Genomic DNA, 26,264 nt, shown 5'->3' on the forward strand with positions numbered 1-26,264 from the left:
CCTTGGCATCTCAATAAAGCCAAATCCTTTTGGCCTGCCGGAAAACCTGTCGGTGATAATCTTGACGCTCTCGACATTACCGAATTCAGCAAATACAGACTTCAAGTGGTCTTCCGTCGTACTGAATGATAAGTTGCCGATGTAAATATTCATGATTCAGTTCCCTTTCATTTCTTCTGTTTTCAGGCTCCAATCGCAAGGCTGTTACCGAAAACGGCCACCCCGTGAAAACCTTATGGTCCCCTTTTGTGAACCGGCTTCATGAGTCTGACGGGATGGGCAACGTTGTCCGGTCTCAGGCGGGACAAGGCACGTCAACTTCTGGCGTTGCGGGTCAATCTCCCACCGCCGTATAAGGTTGCGGATCCCCGCGTTGCTTCCGAGTCTTTGGGAATCCTCATGAACCTACCCTGCCAATTCACGGGTAGAGGCAATTATCAGAGCGCGTGTTTTTCGATTGGTCTTTCCAACCAAACGGTGCAGCAAGGGCAGGAATTTTTAAAAGTAAAGAAACGAAACGCCAAAAGATAAAGGGTATCTCCTATATCCAAAGAGATACCCTTTTCGATGCTGGTCAGGTTAACGAAACGTTTACTGCGTTGGGACCTTTTTTTCCCTGCTCAATGTCGAACGTAACGCGGTCACCTTCTTTGAGGCTTTTGAAACCGGTCGCGTTGATTGCTGAATGGTGGACGAAGACGTCGGGTCCGTCTTCCTGTTCGATAAACCCGAATCCTTTTTGATCGCTAAACCATTTAACAATTCCGTTGGCCATGGCTAATTCCTCCTTTCTAATTAAATTCTCAAATATTTAGACTGGAGGATGCAACTATGCGAAATTGTTTTTTCCTTCAGAAAAAATGTGCCGGACAGATCCGGTTCTGAGTTGTGAATCGAATATCATCATCGTTTTCGATAAAGCAAGTAAAATAAAATTCAGTTCTGTAATTCAGTACCCAGTCTTTTCCCAGGTCCAAGCTGATTTTATCAATGGCGGCGTCAGCCCCTAAAGCCAGTGGGGATACTGCCGATACAGGACAAGTAAGACGGTGGAATTATTTCTTGCCGGCGTCCCAACCTGTGTTCCGAATCGTCAAACAGCACTGAGTCATGCCAACACGCTTGTTAAGGAGGGCATCCATTGCAGGCTACAAAAATCCGTACCAAATTGTTTGCGACCTTTGGTATTGCCATCACCGGCATCCTCATCGTTGCGGCAAGTGGCCATCTGGCACTTCAACAAACCATGTCGGTCAGCCAGACAGTAAGGGAAAAAAAATTTAATTTAGCGATCCTGGTTGAAAAAATTGCGGCGACCAGCAAAATGGTGGTCAATCATCTCAATATCAGTGCGGCTCAGGGAACCGAAGAGGGAGTATCCGAGGCCACCAAGGAAAAAGCAATCCTCGACGGGCAACTCCAGGCCGGTCTCAAGCTGACCGATGATGAACAGGTCCGAACCCTTTTGCAAAGTTTAATGAAAATGACCGGTGAGGTATTCGATCTGGGTGCGCAGCGGGTTTCCCTGATCATCGATCAGGACTTTGGCGCCATTCCCGAAGTGACCGCCGCCTATAACAAACAGACCGCGGCTTATCTTGAAACGTTGGGCAACGTTCAGCAACTGGCGCGCAAGGATCTTGAAAATGCATTGGACGAACTCCGGCAAGACGCCCGCACCAGTACTCACATCGGTATCGGAGCAGCGGCAGTCGTCATCGTGGTGACCTTCCTGCTTTGCTGGTGGCTGTTTCGGACCATCACGCGTCCCATTGCAGCAGCCATCGACATCACCAAGGCCGTTGCCGCCGGTGACTTCGACAAAGAGATCCATATTCCCGGATCGCTTGAATTCGCCCGGCTGGGCTACGCCCTGAAAACCATGGCGGATCAGTTGAAAAGCAATCGTGGCGAGCTCATCGAAAACCGCAAAGCCATCGAACTCAAAGTGAGGGTACAAAACGAAATCCTGGACATGATCAGCGAATCTTCAGAAGAAGTCGCCTCCCTTTCGGAGAAAAGCTCCGAATCGAGTGGATTTTTATGCCAGAACCTCACCGGTCAATCTGCCGACCTGGAAAGCATCAACACCATCATCCAGGAAGTCAACACACAGTCTCTGGAAAATGCGCAAAAAGCTACCGAGGCGGCGCAATTGACCGATGAGGCCAGCATGGCTGCCGAAAACGGCAACCGGAAAATGGCTACCATGGTCAGCGCCATGGACGGCATCAACCAGTCCAGCCAGGAAATCCTCAAGATTCTCGACGTTCTCCAGGATATTGCCGGGCAGACCAACCTTCTGGCACTGAATGCCACCATCGAAGCGGCCCGTGCCGGTGAAGCCGGCAAGGGGTTTGCCGTGGTGGCCCAGGAGGTCAAGGATCTGGCCCTGCGTTCGTCACAGGCGGTCAAGGAAACCGCCGGTCTGCTCCAGAAATCTTCGGCGGAGGTGGAAAATGGCGGCATCGTCGCCGAGCAGACCGCCAATGAACTCACCGAAATCATGACGCGTGTATCCCGCATTACCGATATCGTTGGCGATATTGCCAACCGTTCCAACGAACAGGCACAAGGCGTCAACCAAGTCAATACACGGCTTACCCAGGCCAATTCCGGAACCCAGGAAATGATGCGGGTCTCGGAAGAAAATGTGGCCAGTTCCGAAAGGCTGCGCGACCGTTCATCACAATTGGTCACCCAGCTTCGACTGAAACTCGAAGAAGCCGACAAAACCGTGGGAAACGTCATCCTGCAGTACGATGATCCCCAGGATGAAACGTTGTGGACCGATTCCGGCAGCCATTATGTCTGACCAGGCTAACGGACCTTGTAACGCTAAAATATATAAAGCATTCTTAATCCAAAGGTATTTTCCTTTACCCCATTTTCGACTTTAATATCCTCACCGTACTGAATAAGGAATTGAAAGTTTGGGGCAGGTTTTAATCCGAGCGTGAGCTGCGCCGTGTGATCATTTTGCTCATCATCTTGTTCGGTTCCGGCGACAGTTGTCTCACCGCCGTTATGATAGTAATAATCGGCACTGACAAAAAATGAAGCATTGATGTCATAGCTTAAATGCGTTTCAAGGGTATAAATCGGGTCCTGTTCCAAGGTTAGATCCGCAGAAGTATAACTTTCATTGTCGGTGAAGAATTCCACGTTACCGACCAAATCAAAGTAAAAATCGCCAAAACCTTTTACAAATCCGAACTCTCCCTTGAAGGCCCAACGATTCTTCCCCATATTTAACACGTCATCATTGTCATATTCTCCGATGGGCACCGTAACGAACGGTGTAATGCCGAACCATGTTTGGGACTCCGGATTGTTGACCAGCCAGAGTGTGGCGGCCAGAACCGGATCAGCCAGACCGGAAGTTGAATACTCAACGCCACCGACATCCTGACCGTCCAGCGATGCATCGCCAAATATGATCAATACTTGCGGATCAATCGTAAAAGGGCCGATATTGGTATAAAAAATAGGTCTGAATATGCCTAAATTCATCCCCAAATTTGTGTCGCTGCCCACTTTTTCGCCATCACAATAGGCATTGTGTCCGGAAATGTGTTTGTAGTAGATAGCCAGTACATTCGTGCCCGGTGGCGCCGCAATATAATCCCTTGCATCGTCGTCGGCGCTGGAAATTTCGATCCCGGTTATCAATGAAAAAACAAATATGGTGACGACCATCAAGCATTTCTTATTCATTTTCTTCTCACCCTCCTGTCATGTAAAATAATTTCCGCCTGTTTTATCAACAACATAAGACGCACCATTGCACTTCTTTATCACCTCCTTTATGGATAAAAATTAATACGGGATTCTTGCAACTATAATTAGATTAATTTAGTTAGTCCAATTTATTTTTCTAAGTCAAGCAAAATTTATCAGGGCCGGGTTGTTGTAGAAGATAGAATCTGCAGGAGGGAACGGCGTTGCACGCCACACCGTCATTTACCGGTATGATGATGTACCTTGAGGAAAAGCGCCGCGCTTCACCCGCTTTCCACGACAAAAGCGGGCGACCCCGCCCCGGGGAGGGGCGGGGCGGGATTGATGCAGGTGTTTTTTGGTGAAGGAGATGGCCGGCTAAGCGGATGGCCATATCTTAGGCTGGCGGAAATTGATGAACACGTAAAAATTAGATTCTGAATTGATCGACAATCCCTTTCAGGTTTTCCGACAGTCGCGACAACGCCAAAGCGCTGTTCTTCACCTGGGCACTGCCATCGGCCATCTCCCCGGCGGATTGGTTCACGCCGACAATATCCTTGGCAATGTCGACCGACGCTGTCGAGCTCTGGGCTACATTTTCGCTTACTTCCTGGATGCCCTGCGCCGCCTGATTCACATTGAGGGTAATGTCCGTGGTAGAAACCGACTGTTCTTCGACGGCGGAAGCGATTGTCGCTACAATTTCGTTGATCTCTTGGATCACTTTTTCGATCTGGCTGATTTCATTCACCGTGCCGTTGGTCGAACTCTGGATACCCTCGATCTTCTCACGGATATCGAGCGTCGCCACAGCCGTCTGCTTCGCCAATTCTTTGATTTCATTGGCGACAACGGCAAACCCTTTGCCGGCTTCGCCCGCTCTTGCCGCCTCAATGGTCGCGTTGAGGGCCAAAAGATTCGTTTGTTCCGAAATTTCGTTAATTGTTTCGGTGACTTTGCCTACGTCAAAGGCCGCCTTGCCGAGATTGGCGACCCGGCCGGACACACTTTTGGCATAGTCGACGGCTCGCTCAGTGATCGATCGTCCCTTTTCCGTGTTGTCCGCAATCTCCTTGATGGTCGTACTCATCTGTTCGGATGCGGCAGCGACCATCTGGACGTTGGTGGATGCCTGCTCCACCGCCGCCGCCACGCTGTTCATGTTTGCACTCATTTCTTCTGCGGCGGCTGCCACTTGGTCGGATTGCCCCGACGTCTGTTCCGCACCGGAAGCCATCTGCTGGGCGATGGCCGAAAGCTCTGTCGATGAGGAGGACAGTGTCTCAACCCCGCCGACGATCTGGCCCATCATTGACCGTAATTGTTCGACCGTATCGTTCATCGCTTTGCCCATATGGCCGATCTCATCCTCTTGGTCGACCTCAAGTTTTGCGGTAAGATCGCCTTTGGCCAGCATCTCGGCCAGCTTGACGGTTTTGTCCACCGGCCCGATAATCGAACGAATCATCAAGAAAGCGGCAAACACGCTGATCACTGAAGCCATCAACGTCAAACCGATGATCATCTCCTCGGCGAAGCTTGCCGACCCTTCAGCTTCCTTTGCCGAGGCGTTGGCCATCTTGGTCTGGTAGCGGATAAGCGCCTCGGTGGCACTCAAATAAGTGGATTGGGCCTTTCGAACCACCGTCAGCAGCATTTCCTTGGCCGGTTCATACTCGCCTTTCTTGATGTGAGCGAGATATCGCTTAATCTGCCCGAGATAACCCGCACGGGCCGCTTCCACTTTCTGAAGGAGATTCTTCCCTTCGTTGTTATGCGTGTTTTTCATCAGCTCAGTCAGTTTTTCACTGATCAGCGCGTTAGCGTCTTCGATTCTTTTCAGTTCCGCCTGCTGAACATGTTTGTCAGTATTTATGTATAGATTACGGATGGCCCGGGCGTTGACGTTGATGTTGTTGATAATGAGGTTGGCCTGCTCCACCTTGGCATTCGGTTCGTGGAAAGCTCAGTCACTTTGCCGTTGAGCTGGCTAATGGCAACGTAGCTGGAGATGCTGTTGACCAGCATCAAAACAAGAAGCAAGCCGAAGGCCAGGATCAATCGAGTCCGAATGGTGATATTTTTCAGCATAATTCTACCCTTTCATAAACGTGTAAGGAATATCAGTTGCAATGGATTGGTATTCGGAAGCAGTCTTATCACCAAAATCGTTGGTCGCCGCTTGAGCAAGACCAGAGCTGGATATTGGCGATATCTCACAAAACTTTAGCGGCAAATGATTAAGATCGATACGATTTAGCGGCAACGATCGAAGGCAGGCCGCATGGCTGCCTGGTGGGCCAGATGGATATGGATGAGGATGACCAGATCAAACACCGGCAGCCCGGTGGCCGCCTGAACAGTGGCTGCATAAGGTTGGTAGATTGGTGCATTCGAGAACGAGGCGACCCCCGTCGGGATGGGCGGCGACCAGTTTTTTGGCGGCAATGACCATTTCCTGGCAACACGGTTGTCAGTTCAAGCTGGGTTTTCCACCGGCTTTTTCGACGTCATCCAGGAAGCACGCATCGGGATTGGCACGTTTATAAACCGGTGCCATCCCGCCGTCATCGGGACGTCTGATGGCCAGCGGCCGCCTGCTGCCAGGAATAAACCGGCGGCAACTGGTCTACCTCGGGCTCACTGACGATATCCACGAAAACGGGGCCGGATTCGGCGAAAGCTTTTTCCAGGCCGGCGTCCAATTCATCGGGCGTACGGACCCGGATCGCCTTTAATCCGAAGCCCTCGGCCACCCGGGCCGGATCGCCGGCCGTAAAATCCACGGAGTAGTACTTGGCGCCGCTGTGCAGGCGTTGCAAAGCCTTGATCCAACCGAAGGTGCTGTTGTTGAAGTGCAGCAGCTTGGCCGGAATTTTCAGCCGCGAGAGGGTCTCCAGTTCACCGGCGGACATTCCCAGGCTGCCATCGCCGAATAGCCCGATCAACTGGGCTCCGGGCCGGGCAAAATGCGCCCCGACCACCGCCGGGATGGCATATCCCAGTCCGCCGTAGGCCCGTGGGATGATGAACCGCGATCCAGGTTGACTCAGGCGCAGGTAGCAGGTGGTGTAAGGGGTCGGCGTGCCGGCGTCGGCGATCACGATGCTCTCCTTGTTCAAATACCGGTTCAAGGCACCGATGATACGCTGGGGCTTGAGCGGCTGCCTTCGGCGCGGAACCCGGCTGCGGTCTGGTCCCAGAAAGCCTGGCGGGCTGCATTCAATTCTTCCATCCAGGCGCCCGGTTGTCGCTGAGGGCCGATTCCCTTGAGCAGAATGAGGAGGTCTTCCGCCACCAACCGGGCATCGCCGGCAACGCTGAGGGTGTTCTGAAAATTGTTGCCCAGCATCTCCGGATTCAGGTCGATCTGCAGGATCTTGCGGTCCGGCCCGGCCTTGGGCATGGACCAATTGATGGTGGAAACGGAGCCCATCTTGCACCCGATGTATAAAAGGACATCGGCTGCCCCGATGGCCCGGTGCGCATGGGGATGATAACCGTTGTCACCGGTGACGCCCAGAGCCAGGGGGTGGTCGTCGGGGATCAGCCCCTTGCCCGAGATGGTGGTCACCACCGGTGCGGCCAGCCACTCGGCCATGGTCTGGATGACCGCTCCGGCCTGGGCATGGTTGGCGCCCCCGCCGGCCACGATCAAAGGCCGCTGAGCACTCGTCAAGTGGGCGGCCAGCGCCTCCAGCTGTGGCCGTGCGCCACGGGTGCGAAACGCCGGATAGTGCCGACACGCGGCCTCGGCGTAAAGGGTCTCCGGAGCAACGCGGCAATTTCCTGTAAGCGCCTCGTTGGGGAAGGCCAGATGCACAGCCCCCGGACGGCCCGACGTGGCGATGCGAAACGCCCGTCGCAGGGTTTCTGGAATCTTGTCGACGGTCTTCACGACCGCCGAGAATTTAGTGATCGACTGAAACAGCCCCTGGCAGTCCAGCTCGGTAATGGTCTGCTTGCCCTCGCCGGATAGGGGAATGTCCGAGGTGATCAAGATGACCGGGATGGAAGAAGCGTTGGCCTCGGCCACACCCGGTACCGAATAGAGCGGCCCGGCACCGCTGGGACATTCACAAACACCCGGCTTGTGGCTCAGGCGGGCATAGGCGTCGGCCATGAAGGTGGCCGAACGCTCATCCCGGGCCATCACATGGCGAATGGCCGGCCGGGCATCGTAAAGGGCCTCATAAAAAGGAATGCTCGTATCGCCCGGCACACCGAAAAGCAGCTCCACGCCATATGCCTTGAGCATTTCCACTATAACTTGAGAACCGCGCATCCTATCCTCCCTATGCCCTCAGTTTTAATATTTAGCGACCCATCTTATAGTATTTTTTTAAAAAAGTTTATAAAAAACGGTATCTTTTTACCGGATAGCCATCCCCCCCGCCGTTGCACCGGCGGATCATCAAGGGGGAGCATGCCGACCAGGAAAAAGGCAGCCAAGGCGAGAAAAATCGATCTGGCTCAAAAGGCCTATCAGGGAGTTCGCCAGATAAGGAGAAGTTCACATGACCGATCGCCGCCGATCCGCCGGGGCCTCCTGCGTCTGGGCAGGCGCTGTCAATCTTCGGCTAAAACGGGACAACCGTTAATCAAACAGGCGAAGCATGGCTTGCAAGGTCGTACAGTTAACCCCACCGACGGCCTCGATATGACGGCGATAGAAACGGCTGGCCTGCCCGCCCACGGCTATCCGGCATCGGCCGTCCACCATCTCCGACAGCCGGTGCAGTTCATTGATGGTGAAACCGTCATCCACGCGGCAGGTAATGCTCAGGGCAATCAAGTTGGGTTCAAGCGAGGTGTAGGCGGCGACGATCTCTTCGGCGGGCAGATTGTACCCCAGGATGACCGGCCGCCAGCCGTGATCCTGGGCGGCAACCGCCAAGGCCAGTGCACCCAGGTGGCAGCGCTGGCCGGCAGGTGTTGCCACCAGCAGGCAAGGCCGCGCGTCAGCCGTCTCGAACGTGGGGGTCAACATGTTGTTGAGAAAGGTGTGAACGACAACCGATGCCAGATGCCCATGGACAATCCGGAGGGTTCCCTCGGCCCATTGGCACCCCACGCGATTCATCAGCGGTTTGATCACGGTTTCCAGAAGTCCCTGCCGACCAAAACACAATAGTCCCTCGCGCAGTTTTTGGTACAACCGGCTCCCATCCAGCCGATGCACGGCCTGCATGCATTGGCTGACCAAATCGATGGACGCACAGTCGGCCGGGGCCGACACCGAATGCATCCGGTTGCCCTCTGACACCAGGCTTGTCCCCCCATTTTCGAGCAGTGCCGTCAGTCGCTCATGATCGAGCCCGGCAATGGTGGAAATTCTGTGTCCATGGTCCAGCAGCTGTTTGAGCAATGCCAGCCGCTCAATATCCAGCTGACTGAAAAGCCTGCGGCCGCTGTCCGATCGCTTGGGTTTCACCGCCTTGTAGCGACGTTCCCAGGCCCGAATCACATGAGCGGAGAGACGCGTTTGCAGGCTAACGTAGCCAATCGAGAATCCTTCTGGTTTTATCACCGCACGACCTCCTGGAATCCGATTTTTCCTGGGAACCGCCACTCGACAGGCAGACCGACGATCCGTCTCAAGAATGATACCGGTAACCGTCTCTTAAAAAGAGATGGAGCCTTTAAGTCGTTTTGTCAACATTTTGTCTATATAATCGAGAAGCCCTGAACTGAGAGACTCGCACTGTGAACAGGGATGCTTCAAGGAAGTGGATTGCCTTTGCAGATTTTGTGTTTAAGGTTTGTCTAAGATGATCTCGCCCCGGCGAGACAGCCCTAACCCCAACGCTAACGATAAGGATGTGACCAATGAATATAGATGCCGAAATGAAGACAAGCGATACGATGGGGCCGCAAAAAGAGCTATCCGGTAACGAATTCGCCGAGAAGGTGCCGATTCTTCCCGTTCGTGATATGGTAGCGTTTCCCAAGATGAATGTTCCATTCATGATCTCCTTCACGTCGGCCCCGATGATTGAATCGATAATGGAGACCGACCACATTGTCGGCCTCTTGACCGTCAAGGACCAGGACGCCGAAGACCCGGTTCCGGGCCAACTCTACGAAGTGGGAACCGTCGCCAGAATTCTGCATGCCAAGAAAAAGGAAAACGGGGCCATGGTCGCGCTGATGCACGGAATGCACCGATTCAAGGTCACCACCTGGCACCCCGGGAATCCATACCTGATGGCGGACGTGGCCTATGCGCCCGAAACCGTGGAGACCGGACTCGAACTGGAAGCCCTGCAGCGCCAGTTGACCGAGACGGTAAAAGCGGTTCTGACGATGATACCCGATACCCCGAAGGAGGCCATCGAATCGATCCAACGGATCAAGGATCCGCTCCAGTTGGCCTACGTCACGGCCCTGAACATCAACCTTCCGCTGGAAAAACGCCAATCGATTCTCGAAATGGACAGCGTGAGCGAGAAAATGCGGGAATTACTGCTGCACCTCTCCCGTGAAAAGGAAGTCCTCGATATCAGCCGGCGAATTCAATCGGAAGTTCACGAAAAAATGAGTAAATCCCAACGGGACTATGTTCTCAGGCAGCAGCTCAAGGCCATCAAAGAGGAACTGGGCGAAAGCGATGCGACGCCGGCGCCCGAAGCCGATGTTTACGCCAATCGGCTGCAAGACGCCGACATGCCCGAGGAAGCACGCAAGGAAGCCGAACGCGAACTGGAACGGATGCAACAAATGTCGCCCCAGTCGGCCGAGTATCCGATCATCAAGACCTACCTGGATTGGCTGATCGACCTGCCCTGGCAGACCCTTAGCGAAGAGAGCGGTGATATTGCCGCGGCGCGCCGGATTCTTGAAGCGGATCACTACGGCCTGGAGGATGTCAAAACACGCCTCGTCGAGTATATGGCGGTTCGTCACCTGGTTCGGGATCGGAAACCGGCTTCGCCCGAACAGGATGAACGGGATGAGAAAAGCGCCATGGGTGTCATTCTCTGCTTGGTCGGCCCGCCGGGTGTCGGAAAAACCAGCCTGGGGCGCAGTGTGGCCCGGGCGCTGGGCAGGGAATTTACCCGCATGAGTTTAGGGGGTGTGCATGACGAAGCGGAAATCCGCGGTCACCGGCGCACTTACATTGGCGCCATGCCCGGCCGCATCATCCAGGCGATCAAACGTGCCGGCACACGCAACCCGGTGTTCATGCTCGATGAGATCGACAAAGTCGGCCAGGATTGGCGCGGCGATCCCAGCAGCGCGCTGCTGGAAGTGCTGGATCCGGCTCAAAACAGCAGCTTTCGTGACCATTACCTGGATGTGGATTTCGACCTGAGTGAAGTGATCTTCATCGCCACGGCCAATCAGTTGGATACGATCCCGGGTCCGTTGCGGGATCGCATGGAGGTCATTCAACTGGACGGGTACACGGCCCTTGAAAAACTCGAGATCGCCAAACGGCACCTCGTTCCCCGTCAGTTGGCCGCCCATCGTCTGAAGGACGAAGAGGTGACCTTCATGCAGGATGCCCTGCTCAAAATCATCCACGACTACACCCGTGAAGCCGGCGTGAGGAACCTCGAGCGCCATATTGCCGCCATCTGTCGCAAAAGCATTGTCCAATTGAGCGAAAACGGGTGGTCCCATGTGCTCGTAACCACGAAAATGGTACGCGACTATCTGAAAAAGGAACGTTTCGAGTCCGAGCAGACCGAGCCCATCACCCTGCCGGGAATCGCCACCGGCCTGGCGGTAACGTCTGTGGGTGGGGACATCCTTTACATTGAAGCGTCCCGCATGCCCGGCAAGGGACGCCTGTCGTTAACCGGCCAACTGGGCGCGGTGATGAAGGAAAGCGCCGAAATCGCCTTCAGTTATGTACGCAGCAAAGCGGACCGCTTCGGTATCGACGCGGCGGTTTTCGAAAAATCCGATGTACACGTGCATGTGCCGGCCGGCGCCCTGCCCAAGGATGGTCCCTCGGCAGGGGTGGCCATGACCATGGCCCTGGTCAGTCTGTTCAGCGGTCGACCGGTGCGTGGCGACGTGGGCATCACCGGTGAAATCACCCTGCGTGGCCGGGTACTGCCGGTAGGCGGTATTAAAATGAAGGCCCTGGCGGCCCATCGTGCCGGACTGAAGACCGTGGTTCTGCCGAAACGGAACCAGAAAGACCTGGCTGAATTGCCTGAAGAGGTACTGGCGGAGGTCGCATTCGTCATGGTGGATCAGATCGATGAAGCCATCACCACGCATTCAATGACCCGCAGATAGCGGCGCCAATGCCGGCCGAACCCGACGATGTCGTTTGCTTGAACGGGCAGGGATGCGAGACCGAGTTGGTTACCGCTGCCGGCCTAAAATATGCTCGATGACCTCGTCAATCTGCGGTCCTGTCGATGACGATCAAGCGGTTCAAAACTCATCGACAGGACCGCATAAACAAAAAAAACATCTTGCAGAATGGGTTAACGCGATTCCGGAAAGATCAAACCGTACCCGTTCTCACTGTGCAGGGATTTGTCGAGCCCCTCAAGCTCGCTCTGCTCGTCGATACGGAAACCGACGGTCTTCTCCACCACAACGCAGATGAGAAAGGTGGCCACGACGGCCAGGGCGACAGTAACGCCCATCCCCTTGAGTTGGACAAGCAGCTGGTCCCAGCAGTTCCAGCCGGCAATGTTCTGCCGGGCGGCCGTCATCCAACTGTCGCGAATGAAGAAACTGAGCAACAACACCCCCAGGCCGCTGCCGACGCCGTGGATCCCGAAACAATCCAAACTGTCATCGTAACCGATTTTCATTTTAATATTCAGGGCCAGGTAGCAGATACCGCTGGACAAAGCGCCCATGACCATGGCTCCGCCGGGCTGAACCACACCGGCGGCCGGTGTAATGACCACCAAGCCGGCCAGGATGCCCGATACAAACCCCAAAGAGGTGACCTTGCGAAAGGCGAAAGCTTCGATCAGCATCCAGGTGAGCGCCCCGCTGGCTGCTGAAACCTGGGTCATGGTCAGCGCCCGCGCGGTGTCAAGGCCGCTCTGAACGGTGGAGCCGGCATTGAAGCCAAACCAGCCGACCCACAAAAGACCGGCCCCCATCATGGTCATGACCAGGTTGTTGGGGGCATGGTGGATTTGGGATAGCCCTTGCGCGGTCCCAGGAAAAGGGCCACGATGAGCGCACTCACGCCGGCGGAAACATGGATCACCAGGCCGCCGGCCAGGTCGATCACCCCACTGGCCCCACTGTTGAACAGCCAGCCGTCGGCAGCCCAGATCCAGTGGCACAAGGGGCAATAGACCAACAGAAACCAAAGCACGATGAAAAGCGTGTATCCCCTGAAATAGACCCGCTCGGCCAGAGCACCGCTGATCAGCGCCGGGGTGATGATGGCGAATTTTCCCTGGAACATGGCCAGCACATACTCGGGGACACCGTGGGTGATGGTGTCATCGATTCCCCGCAGCAAAAAATAGTCACCGCTCCACCCGATAAAGCCGCCCAGAATGCTCTTGCCGAAGGTCAGGGCATAGCCACAGACCACCCACAGCACGCCGATGATGGAAATGGCGACAAAACTGTGCATCATGGTGCCCAGTACGTTCTTGGTTCGCACCAGGCCGCCGTAAAACATGGCCAGACCGGGTACCATGAGCAGGACCAGGGCCGTTGAAACCAGCATCCAGGCCGTTGTCCCCGAGTCGACCATCTGCGGGTCCGCACCCAGAACGTTCGTGGAAGGCAACAGCAACGAAAATGTCAAAATTGCAATTCTCGCCAGGGACGTCATCAAACCTCCTTTTTTCAATTATCGTTATGTGTTGGGGAATATGCGGGGCACGCGGGGGGCATGAATTTCAGTCTGATCACACGGCGAAAGACCGAAACTTCTACAAAAATGCCGACCGATCATCGGCATGCATACTATATACCTTTTTGTACATCTATTTAACGCGTTGGATTTAATCGATTATTATGATTTTGGCAGGAAATGAGGCATAACAAACATACAATTCTGAATGTTTATCGGCGAATTTAATCCAAATTTGTCATTTTGTGTGGACTCACAGCACGATCAGGCAACGCCGAACGCCGGGTTCCAAAACGTCAGCGGCCCCATGAGCCGCTGGCTGCAAGTGAACAGGACACTGATAAACTGATGGGTGATGAGGGATTGCAGATCTTGGTTGGACATCAGGCTCATATAGTCTTCAGGCCCGTCGGTAAAGGGGAAAAGCATGTTGCTCAGACGAACGGGCATCTCCTGCTGGAGGAGGGACATCACGTATCGAGCAATGGCGGTGTTCATGTCGAAGGCCGGCCACAGGTCGTGCAGGACACCCTCAAGGGTGAAAATCGCCTTTCGGAACAACATCAGGTCGGCGGGAAAAACAAATCCTTCCATGGAAAGGGCTTCCAGGAGCCGAAAGGCCTGTTTGACCAGCGGCAAGCGCCCGTTTGCCGGGTCGCGCATCCATCCGATGATCAGGTCTCGCAAAGATTGCCGCGGCGAAGGCGTGGCAAGGGATGCCTTTAGGGTCAAGGATCGGATGGCATCGCACATCCCGGTCAAATCTTTTTTGAGGATCGCCTGGATCATACGCACGGTTTTAATCCGGTCACCGCGGTCCAGATGACCGGCCAGGCTCCAATCCACCAAGCCGATGGCCGGATCCGTCGATTCAGGGGTGAAAACGGCCAGGATGTTGCCGGCGTGGGGGTCGCCGTGGAAAAGGGCCGCGTCACGCGGTGAAAACAGGGGTTTCAAAACGACCGCGGTGAAAAGGGATTCGGCCGTCCGCTGGCGCTGCGGTTCGCTCAGGTCGGCATCGGCGAGCTTGGGGCCGTCCAGGAAATCCATGGCGGTCATGGCGGCGGTGGACAGGTCCAGACACCGTGGAATACGGATTTCCGGCATATCCGCGTAAAAACGGCCGGCCTCTTCCAAAAGGCGCTGTTCGGCGGCCAGATCGATCTCATGGATCATCATCTCACGGACGTCTTCAAAAATTTCCAGGAACCGAAAGTCCTTGAGCGGATAGCGCGCCCGATGGTCGTGGAAAAAAACGGCGGTTTCTTCCAGGATCACCAATTCTTCGTTCAGGTGGCGCCGGATGCCGGGACGCAGCACCTTGAAGACCCCGCGCTGCCGACAACCGTCGGCTGACGGCTGCCAATGGAACGGAATCACGGCCCCCACGCTGGCCTCGGCCAGGATGGTCGGCGCCACGCAAACCGGCGCCGCTTCGCCCGCAGATCCTAGCTCCACGCGAATCCGGGTCAAAAGTTCATCGGAGGGGGTGCCGTAAAGGCCATTTTCCAAATTGACCAGCCACTGCCGGACAACCGGATCGATGTCCGGGTGACGGGCGATGATCTGCCCCAACTTGTGCAGTGTCGGGAATCGCTGGGCCAGGGCCAGCAACCGTGCCTGGCAACAGGCGTCCGCATCCAGGGTCAGTTGGCTGATCACCAGGTCCAACAGCCGCTGGCGGCTGATCCGGCTGAGAAAAAATTCGATACCGTCGCGGACCAGCCTCCGGTAAGGGGCATAGGTGTCGGGAATGGCCTGCTCGGGTCGGGTACGCGCCACGATCTCCCGGGCCATCTTGGCGCCGAAGGCTCATCGCCCAGGCTATCGGCCAGTTGTGTCAGTTGCCCGCGCAAGGCACTTGGCGACATCATCCCAACAACCTGTCTTAACATGGCATCGGAAAGATCAAAGGGGTTCAAGGCCATATGGAATCGCGTTTCCTCTTGTCTAGGGTCGGATGCGTCCGTTGGGAAATCGACGGCTCAGCAATTTTTTCGAATGCATCTTGGATGTCAGGCGGCAATGGCCCTGACGACAATGAGAATATACTGGTGCATCGCCTCTTCCAGGGAAAAGTCACCATCCCGCAGACACCAGTCAAAGACAATCCCGCGGGCCGTAGTAAAAAGAATGCGCTTGAGATCTTCGGCCGATAACTCCGAAATGATTTGGTTCTCCGCAATTCCCTGAACAATGATATCCCGAAGCATGGTAACCATGACCCGCTCGTCGTTAATGAACAGATTGTTCCGGGTATTGAACAACGCCTTGCTGAAACCCAAGCCGTACCGGTTGTAGATTTGTGCCAGAAGGTCGAAGAAGCCGACGATCTGTTCGGTGGCCGTCTTGCCCGCAATCTGCTTGCTTGACATCTTTTCCTGGAAGAATTTATCCGCCCGATGAAATATTTCCTCTATGATTTCATACTTGTTCCTGTAATGATGATAGAAGGTGCCCACGGAAACGTTCGCTTTCTTGCAAATCTTCTCGACGGTCAGTTTCTCGAACTCACACTCCTGGACCATTTCAAGAAATGTATCATAGATTATCGCCTTTGTTTTGATGGCCTGAAGTTTTCGTTTGGTCAATTTTGCCATAATCGTTCTGCTATGATTTAATATTTAACCCTTTGTTTGACGAAATGGTTATGTGCCAAGGGTTAGTAACAGATTTGCATTTAAAGCGCAATTTTCCCACCATCGGCGCTTTATCATGCAATCCTGAAAAACGGGAGGGGAGAAAGAGGGGGAAAGCGTTTTAAGGTCGCGGCAAAAAAATGGGCCGAAGCCCTTGCAACGTTTGCGTGCAGAAAGTGGAATGGGCCCCGCTAACCGCGTGGAAAACGCATTGACACGTTTTCCGACGCCGTTAACGGGTATGTATACGGATCCACCGGGTCTTGAAACCCAGGATCGCCGCGTCAGTATTGCAGATTATTTACCTTCAAACCGGGGTGGCGGGCCCCCCAGGGAGGTGAGCCCGGTCAAGGCATCCTGAGTGGAAAAAATGGCTGTCAGGCCGTCAAGCTCAAGCTGAATGCCTTCCGGGATGCTGTTTTTTTGTTCTGCATCGATGAGATCATTCACCGCTTTGAGCGCCAGGGGCGCCTTTCTGGAAATCGCTTTTTGGGTGGCCGCGGCCAATGCGGAGGGGACCCCCTCCAGCGGTTTCTTCTCCAAGAGGGCCACTCGGTTGTCCCCGGTGCAGATCCGCGCCAGATCCGCAAAGCGTTCCGGGATTTCCCGTTTGCGGTACTTGTCGATTTTCCCCGCCTGGCAGATCGCGTTGATGGCCGGGACCACTTCTTCGGGTGATACCAGTTGGGTAACCACCCCGAGATCAAAGGCATCCTGGGCGGAAATGGTTTTTCCCGTAAACACGTAGTACTTGGCCAACTCCGGCCCCACCTGCCGGGCCAGGCGGAGCATGCCGCCAAGTCCGGGATAAATGCCGATGCCGGTCTCGGGAAACCCCATCAACCCCGCCGGCGTGGCCACAATGGCCTGGCAGGCCAGCGCCATCTCGCTGCCCCCGCCCAAGGAGAGGCCGTCCAGCACGGCAATGGTCGGCTTTTGGCAATTTTCGATGCGTAGGAAAAGGTCATGCCCCTTGCGGGTGAACGCGACATTATTTTCGATCTGGTCATTCTTGATGTTTTTGACAAAAAAACGGATGTCCGCGCCGGCGACAAAAGCCTTGCCCGCACCTTGGAAGGCGATGGCCTTGACTTCGGGATCGCTTTCGGCGGCACGGAAAGCCGCATCCAGTTGGCTCACCGTGACCTCGTTCAGGGCATTCATGGCCTCGGGCCGGTTGATGGTGATAAAGGCGATCCCGCCCTTCACCGTCTGATTCACCACCTTGAATTCAAAAGGCTTGCCCAGCTCCCGTTGCAGGGTGAGAATTTCCGGCATGGCAAAGTCCGGGTTTTTGTCCGCGATCGCCTTGACCACGGCATAGGCCTTGTCAATACCGATGCGGTTCATGATCTCGAAAGGACCTTTCTGCCAGCGAAGTCCCACCTTGGCGCCCAGGTCCGTATCCTCCATGCTGGCCACGCCTTCGCTGACCAGGGCGGCCGCGGCGCCCAGGCAGGCGCCGTAAAGCCGATCCTCGATGACCGGAAACTTGCTCGGGTCCGCCTCGCCGTCAAGTTGCCACGGCGTGCCCGCGTTCATCTGCTTCTCCAAAAGCTTCGGAGGGCCGTAAAAGGGCCCCAGTTCCTGACTGAAGGTGGTGGCCGAATGAACGGCAATGGGAATGCCGGTGACATTCATGAGTTCGAAGGGCCCCATGCCGATCTTGAAGGCCTTTTTGGCGGCTTGTTCCACGGTGGGGATATCGGCCAAGCCCTCTTCCACGACCTTGACCGATTCGGTCAACAGGGGAACAAAGAAACGGTTGACGGCAAATCCGGGGGCGTCCTGAACCAGAATCGCCGTCTTGCCGTGAAGACGGGCCACGTCCATGGCCCGGTCGATGGTTTCCTGACTGGTACCCTTGTGGGGAATCACTTCCAGCAGCCTGTTTTTGGCCGGATGGAAAAAATAGTGCATGCCGACAAAGCGGTCCGGCCGGCCGGTGGCCTGGGCCAGTTCGCCCACATAAAAGCTGGACGTATTGGTAGCCAGGATGGTTTTGGGGCCGCAGATTTTGTCCAGATTGGCGAACAGCCCTTTTTTCACCCCCTTGTTCTCGAATACCACTTCGATCACCAGGTCGGCATCGGCCAGGGTGTTAAGGTCCGTGGTCCCTTTGATTCGGCCGAGGGTCTGTTCCATCTTTTCGGGGGTCAGCACTTTTCTCTCGACCCCCTGCGCCAGCAGGGATCGAATGGTGGAGACGCCGCGCGCCACATACGCCTCCTCCATGTCCAGCATGATGACGTTCAACCCCTCCTGGGCCAGTTTTTGGGCGATTCCAGACCCCATGTTTCCGGCACCAACGACTCCGATCGTGAGGCTACTTCCCATTTTTCCTCCAGACTGCGAATACGTTGCTTGGTTCAATTGACGTCCATCGGCGCCGGCGTCTAGTTGAGCATGGGGTCGATAAAGCCCCGGCCCTTCAGCATTTCGATCTCCGCTGGGCTGTAGCCCGCGATTTTTTCAAGGATAATGTCCGTGTCCTGGCCAAGGCGAGGGGATCCGCGCCAGACACGCGGCGGTGTTCCGCTCATCTTGGGAACGAATCCATAAGCGGTCACTTTTTTGTGCAACGTCTGATCCTCGTATTCGATCCAGTTGCCACGGCGCTTGTAATGCTCGCTGTTGGCCAGCTCCTTGGCGTTTCTCGGGATACCGCAGGGGACTTTCTTGGATTTGAGAAGCGCTTGGGCCTCCTCGGATGTGCGTGCGCCCATCCACTGGCCGATAAGGTCATTCAATTCCTTGCCCAAATCGGAGTCCAAGGCCTCCCTGGACGCCCCGGCCTTCTCATGGGGATACTTCTCCACATCGATATCCATCGCCTTGAGGGCCCGCTCGTACACAAAAGGCCCGAAGGCACCGATATAAAGGTAGCCGTCCTTGGTCCGATACAAATTGGCGGGTTGAAATACGGGCACGCGATTGCCGGCACGTTCCTTTACCCGGCCCAGGGTGAAATAATTGACGAAAGTGTCATTCAGGCACTTGCTCATGCACTCGATCTGGGCGACATCAACCACCTGCCCCTTACCCGTCTTCTGGGCGTTGATATAGGCCATCATCACCCCATTGGCGCAGAAGATGGCGCTGATGTAATCGTTGATAAACGAGCTGCCGTATCCCGGGGGCGATGGTTCGGGAAATCCGTTGATATACATCCAGCCCCCCTCGGCCTGGCCGATGGGATCATAGGAGGGGCGATCGCACTCTTCGGGCACGCCGCCGAACTGGGGACGCCCGAATCCGCTCAAATGGGCGATGACCAGCTTGGGATTCACCTCGAAAAGCATCTCATCGTTAAGACCGAGCTTTTCCACCCACACCATATTTTCCATCCACACATCACAATTCCTGATGAGGGAGAAAAAAATCTCCTTGAGTTCCGGAATCCGCATATTGAGTTCCAAGGACAGACTCAATTTGTTTCGAGCCTCCTGGATCCAGGCGCAACTGATCTTTTCATCCTCGGGGATGTCCGAATCGGCCAGGACAAATTCTCCGTCGCCATTACCATTACCATTGGTAATCACCGGAGACTGGCCGCGATAGGGATCGCCCACACCGGGTCGCTCAACGTGAATCACCTCTGCGCCGTAGTCTGCCAGCATGCCGGCGGCAAAGGGGGCCGCCACAATGCTACCGGTCATCAAGACCCGCATGCCCGACAGCGGACCGTAGGCAGGAATGATCGCCGGTGCCGGAACGTGCTCTATTGTTTTCCATCTTTCCATTGAATCCTCCTTTTGCGGAAAAGGAAATCAGGTTACGATTAAACAAATATTCAACGAATTTTTTTCGATGAATATTATTCGGTGAAGTTGCTTCGGTATAAAATAAGAGCCGTTCGAAAGTCAAGAAAAAATCCAACTTCGGTATGACAGGTAAAAAGTCGCTGTTTTTCTTGAGTTCCCCGAATTTCTGCCTATTATAAAAGGGTATTCCATCCCTTGGTGGTTCAGACCATGCTGACAAGGTCATTCCACGGACCATCGACGGTTTCGCCATATTCCACTCAACCATTTTTGGCGGCATCGGCAGTGAATCCCATCCGGAACCGCCGGTGCCGCCAACCCGCATAAGGAGCGATCATGAAAACACGATTCATCATTTTTTTATCGATCATTTTGGGAGCCGCCACCATGGCCCAGGCCAAGGTGGTAAATCGTCCCATCGTCTATTCCCATGACGGCGTTACCCTGGAAGGATTTCTGGCCTATGACGACGCGGTCAGCGGGAAAATGCCCGGAATTCTGGTGGTCCATGAATGGTGGGGCCTGAACGAATACGCCCGTAACCGGGCAGAAAAACTCGCCGCCATGGGGTACGTGGCCTTTGCATTGGACATGTACGGCAAGGGCAAGGTCACCGATCATCCCGACCAGGCCGGTGCCTGGATGAAAGCGGTCAACAGCAATATGGCCCTATGGCAGGAACGCGCCATGGCCGGCCTGGAGGTCCTTAAAAAACAGCCCCAGGTCGATGTGACCCGGCTGGCCGCCATCGGTTATTGCTTCGGCGGGGCAACGGTCCAGGTTTTGGCCTACAGCGGGGCCGACCTGAAAGGCGTGGTCAGCTTTCACGGATCGCTGATGCCGCCGACCGTCGAAAAGGGCCGGCAGACAAAGGCCAAAATCCTCATCTGCCACGGTGCCATGGATCCCATGAACACCCCCCAAAGCGTGGCCGCCTATATGGAGGCCATGAATGCCACCACCATCGACTGGCAGCTGGCCGTCTTCGGCAATACGCGCCACAGCTTCACCAACCCCGATGCCGACAAACATAAAATGGCCGCCTTGGCGTATAACGCATCATCCGACCGCCGTTCCTGGCAGTACATGACCCTCTTTTTTCAGGAACTGTTTCCAACCCGGTAACGACCGACCGGCCTTAAGGTTCAATTGAAATGGGTTGACAAATCAGTCCTGGAAGCTATTATTCTATTAATAATCATTATCCGTAAACATTTTCTATTTATGAGGAGAAGGCGTCATGAATGAAGCAGGCAAGTGTCCGGTAACGGGCAGGAGAAGCAATCCCAGTGCCGGTGGCGGCACATCGAACCGGGATTGGTGGCCGAACCAACTGAATCTCAAGATTCTCCATCAGCATTCACGCATGGGCAATCCCATGGGCGAGGCGTTCAACTATGCCGAAGAATTTAAAAAGCTCGACCTGGAGGCCCTGAAGAAAGACCTTTATGCATTGATGACCGACTCGCAAGACTGGTGGCCGGCCGACTATGGTCACTACGGGCCGCTTTTCATCCGCATGGCGTGGCACAGCGCGGGCACCTACCGCATGGGTGATGGCCGCGGGGGAGGCGGTTCCGGTAACCAGCGTTTTGCCCCCCTTAACAGCTGGCCCGACAACGTGAACCTCGACAAGGCACGCCGCCTGCTTTGGCCGATCAAGCAAAAGTACGGCAAAAAAATCTCCTGGGCCGATCTCATGATCCTCGCCGGCAACTGCGCTTTGGAATCGATGGGGTTCAAGACCTTCGGCTTTGGTGGTGGGCGCGAGGACATCTGGGAGCCGGAAGAGGACATCTACTGGGGGTCGGAAGAAGAATGGTTGGCGACGAGTGACAAGCCCAAAAGCCGTTACTCCGGCGACCGGGATTTGGAAAACCCGTTGGCGGCCGTGCAAATGGGTCTGATTTACGTGAACCCGGAGGGCCCGGACGGCAACCCGGACCCGGTGGCCTCGGGCCGTGACGTCCGGGAGACCTTTGCGCGCATGGCCATGAACGACGAAGAGACGGTCGCACTCGTTGCCGGCGGACACACCTTTGGCAAATGCCACGGCGCCGGCGATGCGGCACGGGTCGGCCCCGAACCCGAAGCCGCCCCCATCGAGGAGATGGGGCTCGGTTGGAAGAGCAGCCACGGCAGCGGCAAAGGCGGTGACACGATCGGCAGCGGCATCGAAGGGGCCTGGAAACCACACCCGACCCAGTGGGACATGGGTTATCTGAAGGTACTGTTCAAATACGAGTGGGAACTGGTCAAGAGCCCGGCCGGCGCGAACCAATGGCTGGCCAAGGACGTAGCCGAGGAGGACATGGTGGTTGACGCGCACGACCCGTCAAAGAAACACCGTCCGATGATGACCACGGCGGATCTTTCCCTGCGTTTCGACCCGATCTACGAGCCGATCGCCCGGCGCTACCTGCAGAACCCCGAGGAATTCGCCGATGCCTTCGCCCGGGCCTGGTTCAAGCTGACCCACCGCGACATGGGCCCTCGCGCACGCTACCTCGGCCCGGAAGTCCCGGCCGAGGAACTGATCTGGCAAGACCCGGTGCCCGCCGTCGATCACAGCCTGGTCGACACGCAGGACATCGCAGACCTCAAAAACAAAATCCTCGCCTCGGGGCTGTCGGTCTCCCAACTGGTCACCACCGCCTGGGCATCGGCGGTCACCTTCCGCGGCTCCGACAAGCGCGGCGGGGCCAACGGGGCGCGCATTCGTCTCGCGCCGCAAAAGGATTGGGACGTCAATCAGCCGGCCCAACTGCAAACGGTGCTGGAAACCCTTGAGGGCATCCAAAAGGCGTTTAACGACACGCAGTCTGGCGGCAAACGGGTTTCGCTGGCCGACGTGATTGTTCTGGGCGGGTGTGCAGGGATCGAGCAGGCGGCCAAGAATGCCGGTCACGATCTGACCGTTCCCTTCTCGCCGGGACGCACGGATGCGTCGCAGGAACAAACCGACGTGGCCTCCTTCGCGGTCATAGAACCGGTTGCCGACGGCTTCCGCAATTATCTTAAAACCAAATACAGCATATCGGCCGAGGAATTGCTGGTTGATCGGGCGCAATTGCTGACCCTGACCGCGCCCGAGATGACCGTCCTGATCGGCGGCATGCGCGTCTTGAATGCCAACCACGCACAGTCCCCGCACGGCGTTTTCACCAAACGCCCCGAGGCCCTCACCAATGACTTCTTCGTCAATTTGCTCGATATGGGCACGGTGTGGACGCCAACTTCGGAAAATGAAGACGTGTTCGAGGGGCGTGATCGCGCCAGCGGTGAACGCAAGTGGACCGGCACCCGTGTGGACCTTGTCTTCGGCTCGAACGCCCAACTGCGGGCCTTGGCGGAAGTTTACGCATGTAGAGACGGACAGGAGAAGTTCCTGAACGATTTTATAGCGGCGTGGAACAAGGTCATGAATCTTGACCGCTTCGACCTATAGATCGTCTTCCGGATAATATTCATCCATGCATTCTTGACAAATGCCATGACTGAACTGCGCTTCAGAGTGATTCGAGATGTAGGTTTCAAGTTGATTCCAATAACCATCGTCATCTCGGATCCTCTTGCAGTAGGAGCATATCGGTATCAAGCCTCGCAACATTTTAAGCTCAAGCTCCTTTTTAATTCTTGCCAATAATTCAGGCGCCTTGAACGGTTTTGTAACGAAATCCGAACAGCCGGTCGCAAATGCTTTGACAATGTCATCGGTTTCAGCCCGGGCCGTGAGGAAGATGACCGGAATATGTTTTTTGGCAGAGTCGGATTTTATCTTTTTACAAACTTCATAACCATCCATTTCCGGCATCATGATGTCCAACAATACGAGATCAAAGTGTTTGCGGGTTAACCATTCAAGGCATGCCTTCCCATTCATGGCAAACTCGACCTCATAATTGCTTTTTTCCAAGAGGCTGCCTAACAGCTGGATATTTTTGGGTTCATCATCGACGATTAAAATGGAAAAGGTAGGTAAAATTTTATCCGCGGCCATGGTTTACTTCCTTTAAAGATTTAAGTTCATCCACTATGTTAGGAAACTCATCGATCTTGATCTTCATGTTTTGCACATCGAAGTTGTCGGTGTGAAGAAGCAGGTTTCTGCCACAATCCGACAGAAACGGAACCGTGTACTTCAATCCCAGTGTTTCCAATTCTTTCCCGAATTTCCGAACCGTTTTCATGGGAATCATTTTTTGTAGATCTTCCCATTGGCGCATGAGATCGGAATCGATGATCTCAATGAGTTCACGAAGATTTAAGGCCATTTGAGGAGCGCTGAAGTCTAAAGCGACTTTTGTGGCGCTGCTTGCAGGGTTGTCTTCCTTTGCTATTTTTAAATATTTGGATAACTCGGAAAAAAGTTGGTCCGTTTTAAACGGCTTTGAAAGAAAGCCGTCAAACCCTTTTTCAACAAGGGATGCGCTGTGGTCAGGGAAAATAGAAGCGGAAACGGCAATGACGGGAATGGTCTTTGTCCTTGCGTTCACTTTCAACCGTCCGGTGGCCTCAATACCATCCATTACGGGCATCCAAAGATCCATTAAGATCACGTCGGGCTGATATGCCTCCGCAATTTTCAAGGCTTCACTGCCATTGCCCGCCGTCAGAAATTCAAGGTTCACCCTTGACAGGATTTCGCTTATCAACTGACTGTTCGACGCAACATCATCTACCACCAGTACTTTTGCGCTTTCGAACCGTATGGTTTCATCACCGGATCGTTCTTCAACAGCCGGAATCGCTTTATGGGATATCGCGATATTTCGAATCCCGACGCTGAAAGTACTTCCTTTACCGGCCACGCTTCTGACCGAAACGGTCCCGCCCATCATTTCAGCCAGCCGCCTGCAGATGCTGAGTCCCAGACCTGTTCCCCCGAATTTCGATGAACTCTGACCGGTCTGCTGTTTAAAGGATTCAAAGATACGTTCCGTATCATGTTCCGGGATACCGATACCGGTGTCTTCAACGGAGATATCAATATCAAGGAGATCGCCAGCCGTCTTCTGATCGGTTATGCTTACGGTCAACTGAATATGGCCCTTTTCGGTAAATTTAACCGCATTTCCGACCAGGTTGATAAGAATCTGCCGCAAGCGGATTTCATCGAGGAAAAGAGCCGCCGGAAGTCCGGGATCGACATCGGTGATGAACCGGACATTCTTTTGCAACGCCTGTTGTGAAAAAATCTGTTCAACTTCATTGATTACGGTTCTTACGTCTGTGGGCGAACAGCTCAGCTCAAGCCTGCCGGCTTCGATCTTGGACAGATCCAGAATGTCATTGATCAGCCGCAACAGACTTTTCCCCGCGGTCTGAACGGATTCGATATAGCTCTTCTGTTTCGGGTCTTCCACAACGGACGACAGCAGATCGCTGAAGCCGATCACCGCATTGAGCGGTGTACGGATTTCATGGCTCATGTTGGCCAGAAACTGGCTCTTGGCCATGTTGGCTTCCTCGGCCGCCTCCTTGGCCTGCTTCAGGGTTTCCTGAAAATGCTTTTGCTCTGTCACATCATATATCAGTAAAAGGAGGTGGGGCTCGCCACGGATCAAGAAGCGGTTCATACGGCATTCCATCCACACCTCCCGGCCGAAGCTCGTGACCGTATGCACTTCCTGCTCGCGCTTGGTCCCGGTATCGAGCACCTGTTCGGCCATGGCCAGCAGGCCTGATGTTCGCCACGATTCGAGGCGGCGGAAGTTTTGGCCGGTCAGTTGATCCTCAGAAGCGTTGACAATTTTTCCAGCTGCCGGATTGGCCATGACGCATTGCCCGGAACACCCGTTGTAGGCCACCACGCCCATGGCGGCGGCTTCGAAAATTTTGCGGTTGAGGTCGTTGGCTTCGCGCAGTTCCCGTTCGACCTGAAGGCGTTCGGCGCTCTCCTTCAGGAGCTGTGCGTTTTGTTGTTCCAGTTGCTGATGCAGACGGCGCAGGGCCAGGTGGGTTTCAACCCGGGCCAGCACCTCTTTGGCTTGAAACGGTTTGGTAATGAAATCAACCCCTCCGGCCTCAAACCCACTGACCTTGTCACCGGAATCGTCAAGGGCACTGATAAAGATGACCGGGACATCGGCATTTCGGGAACCCGATTTCAGGGTCCGGCAAACTTCATACCCGTCCATATCGGGCATCTTCACGTCCAAAAGGATCAGGTCGGGCGGTTTGTGGTCTGCGGATCGCAAGGCCAGTTGCCCGCTGGCGGCGGGTCGCACACGATATCCCCGATGACTCAGGATACTGGTCAGCAGTTTGAGGTTGGCGGGGATATCGTCCACAACCAGAATTTCGGCATCCAGTTGTTGTATTTCGGAGTTCATCAACGCG

The 26,264-nt window shown here is 54.9% G+C and carries 22 protein-coding genes and 1 pseudogene; 4 read left to right on the forward strand and 19 right to left on the reverse strand.

From position 1 onward, the window contains the following. Both JCM12296_RS01910 and JCM12296_RS01915 read right to left on the reverse strand, forming a co-directional pair. Positions 1–153, reverse strand: a 153-nt coding sequence (locus tag JCM12296_RS01910) for an RNA recognition motif domain-containing protein (protein ID WP_218187934.1), incomplete at its 3' end; no start/stop codon positions are given. Positions 154–574: 421 nt separating this feature from the next. Further along, on the reverse strand, positions 575–775 hold the full coding sequence (locus JCM12296_RS01915) for a cold-shock protein (protein WP_054689223.1): 201 nt from the start codon (positions 773–775) through the stop codon (positions 575–577). A gap of 366 nt (positions 776–1,141) precedes the next feature. Here JCM12296_RS01915 and JCM12296_RS01920 point away from each other — a divergent pair, with 366 nt between their 5' ends. Further along, positions 1,142–2,815, forward strand: a complete 1,674-nt coding sequence (locus tag JCM12296_RS01920; RefSeq protein ID WP_054689230.1) for a methyl-accepting chemotaxis protein — start codon at positions 1,142–1,144, stop codon at positions 2,813–2,815. Positions 2,816–2,838: 23 nt separating this feature from the next. Here the strand turns inward: JCM12296_RS01920 and JCM12296_RS01925 are convergent, their stop codons facing one another. From JCM12296_RS01925 to JCM12296_RS01945, 7 genes are all read right to left on the reverse strand, one after another. Beyond that, on the reverse strand, positions 2,839–3,717 hold the full coding sequence (locus JCM12296_RS01925) for a transporter (protein WP_054689232.1): 879 nt from the start codon (positions 3,715–3,717) through the stop codon (positions 2,839–2,841). A 433-nt stretch (positions 3,718–4,150) separates the two neighbouring features. Further along, a complete protein-coding gene (locus JCM12296_RS01930; protein ID WP_054689234.1) occupies positions 4,151–5,665 on the reverse strand; it encodes a methyl-accepting chemotaxis protein in 1,515 nt (504 codons plus the stop codon). Further along, on the reverse strand, positions 5,596–5,814 hold the full coding sequence (locus JCM12296_RS50035) for a Tar ligand binding domain-containing protein (RefSeq protein WP_083455715.1): 219 nt from the start codon (positions 5,812–5,814) through the stop codon (positions 5,596–5,598). Before JCM12296_RS50035 ends, JCM12296_RS01930 begins: the two co-directional genes overlap by 70 nt. A gap of 165 nt (positions 5,815–5,979) precedes the next feature. After that, complete coding sequence (locus JCM12296_RS01935) at positions 5,980–6,171, reverse strand: hypothetical protein (protein ID WP_054689235.1); 192 nt, start codon at positions 6,169–6,171, stop codon at positions 5,980–5,982. 119 nt (positions 6,172–6,290) lie between these two features. Next, the gene (locus JCM12296_RS41200) at positions 6,291–6,827 is read right to left on the reverse strand and encodes a thiamine pyrophosphate-dependent enzyme (protein WP_218187932.1); all 537 of its coding nucleotides are present in this window, start codon (positions 6,825–6,827) and stop codon (positions 6,291–6,293) included. A gap of 26 nt (positions 6,828–6,853) precedes the next feature. After that, positions 6,854–8,008, reverse strand: coding sequence for a thiamine pyrophosphate-binding protein (locus JCM12296_RS01940; protein WP_218187933.1), 1,155 nt, complete (start codon positions 8,006–8,008; stop codon positions 6,854–6,856). A gap of 312 nt (positions 8,009–8,320) precedes the next feature. Beyond that, positions 8,321–9,253, reverse strand: a complete 933-nt coding sequence (locus JCM12296_RS01945; protein WP_054689237.1) for a MerR family transcriptional regulator — start codon at positions 9,251–9,253, stop codon at positions 8,321–8,323. A 299-nt stretch (positions 9,254–9,552) separates the two neighbouring features. Here JCM12296_RS01945 and lon point away from each other — a divergent pair, with 299 nt between their 5' ends. Beyond that, positions 9,553–11,976 carry an endopeptidase La gene (gene lon, locus JCM12296_RS01950; RefSeq protein WP_083455717.1) on the forward strand — a complete coding sequence of 808 codons (2,424 nt, stop codon included), beginning with the start codon at positions 9,553–9,555 and terminating at the stop codon, positions 11,974–11,976. Positions 11,977–12,170: 194 nt separating this feature from the next. Here the strand turns inward: lon and JCM12296_RS46930 are convergent, their stop codons facing one another. The 7 genes from JCM12296_RS46930 to JCM12296_RS39580 form a co-directional block, all read right to left on the reverse strand. Further along, entirely contained in the window at positions 12,171–12,809 is a 639-nt protein-coding gene (locus JCM12296_RS46930; protein ID WP_281491900.1) for an ammonium transporter, read from the reverse strand. 2 nt (positions 12,810–12,811) lie between these two features. Further along, positions 12,812–13,498 (reverse strand): ammonium transporter, encoded by a 687-nt coding sequence (locus JCM12296_RS46935; RefSeq protein ID WP_281491901.1) that lies wholly within the window; start codon positions 13,496–13,498, stop codon positions 12,812–12,814. Positions 13,499–13,783: 285 nt separating this feature from the next. Next, positions 13,784–15,316: an AarF/UbiB family protein gene (locus JCM12296_RS01960; protein WP_054689238.1), complete on the reverse strand. Its 1,533-nt coding sequence runs from the start codon at positions 15,314–15,316 to the stop codon at positions 13,784–13,786. Positions 15,317–15,534: 218 nt separating this feature from the next. Then, entirely contained in the window at positions 15,535–16,119 is a 585-nt protein-coding gene (locus JCM12296_RS01965) for a TetR/AcrR family transcriptional regulator (RefSeq protein ID WP_054689240.1), read from the reverse strand. A 336-nt stretch (positions 16,120–16,455) separates the two neighbouring features. Beyond that, positions 16,456–18,495 (reverse strand): 3-hydroxyacyl-CoA dehydrogenase/enoyl-CoA hydratase family protein, encoded by a 2,040-nt coding sequence (locus tag JCM12296_RS01970; protein WP_054689241.1) that lies wholly within the window; start codon positions 18,493–18,495, stop codon positions 16,456–16,458. 59 nt (positions 18,496–18,554) lie between these two features. Continuing rightward, positions 18,555–19,901 (reverse strand): CaiB/BaiF CoA transferase family protein, encoded by a 1,347-nt coding sequence (locus JCM12296_RS01975; RefSeq protein WP_054689243.1) that lies wholly within the window; start codon positions 19,899–19,901, stop codon positions 18,555–18,557. Next, positions 19,807–20,247, reverse strand: coding sequence for a hypothetical protein (locus JCM12296_RS39580; protein WP_172683730.1), 441 nt, complete (start codon positions 20,245–20,247; stop codon positions 19,807–19,809). The genes JCM12296_RS01975 and JCM12296_RS39580 overlap by 95 nt, the downstream gene beginning before the upstream one ends. Before the next feature lie 11 nt (positions 20,248–20,258). Here JCM12296_RS39580 and JCM12296_RS01980 point away from each other — a divergent pair, with 11 nt between their 5' ends. Then, positions 20,259–21,047, forward strand: a complete 789-nt coding sequence (locus tag JCM12296_RS01980; protein ID WP_054689245.1) for a dienelactone hydrolase family protein — start codon at positions 20,259–20,261, stop codon at positions 21,045–21,047. A gap of 115 nt (positions 21,048–21,162) precedes the next feature. Then, positions 21,163–23,370 carry a catalase/peroxidase HPI gene (gene katG / locus JCM12296_RS01985; protein WP_054689247.1) on the forward strand — a complete coding sequence of 736 codons (2,208 nt, stop codon included), beginning with the start codon at positions 21,163–21,165 and terminating at the stop codon, positions 23,368–23,370. Here the strand turns inward: katG and JCM12296_RS01990 are convergent. From JCM12296_RS01990 to JCM12296_RS50040, 3 genes and pseudogenes are all read right to left on the reverse strand, one after another. After that, positions 23,365–23,922, reverse strand: coding sequence for a response regulator (locus JCM12296_RS01990; RefSeq protein ID WP_054689248.1), 558 nt, complete (start codon positions 23,920–23,922; stop codon positions 23,365–23,367). The genes katG and JCM12296_RS01990 overlap by 6 nt on opposite strands. Next, complete coding sequence (locus JCM12296_RS01995; RefSeq protein WP_246803916.1) at positions 23,909–25,903, reverse strand: ATP-binding protein; 1,995 nt, start codon at positions 25,901–25,903, stop codon at positions 23,909–23,911. The genes JCM12296_RS01990 and JCM12296_RS01995 overlap by 14 nt, the downstream gene beginning before the upstream one ends. 45 nt (positions 25,904–25,948) lie before the next feature. Then, positions 25,949–26,257 (reverse strand): annotated as a pseudogene (locus tag JCM12296_RS50040) (response regulator); the annotation flags it as partial. Positions 26,258–26,264 lie beyond the last annotated feature (7 nt).

The sequence above is a fragment of the Desulfosarcina cetonica JCM 12296 genome (assembly GCF_001311845.1).
GTDB lineage: Bacteria > Desulfobacterota > Desulfobacteria > Desulfobacterales > Desulfosarcinaceae > Desulfosarcina > Desulfosarcina cetonica.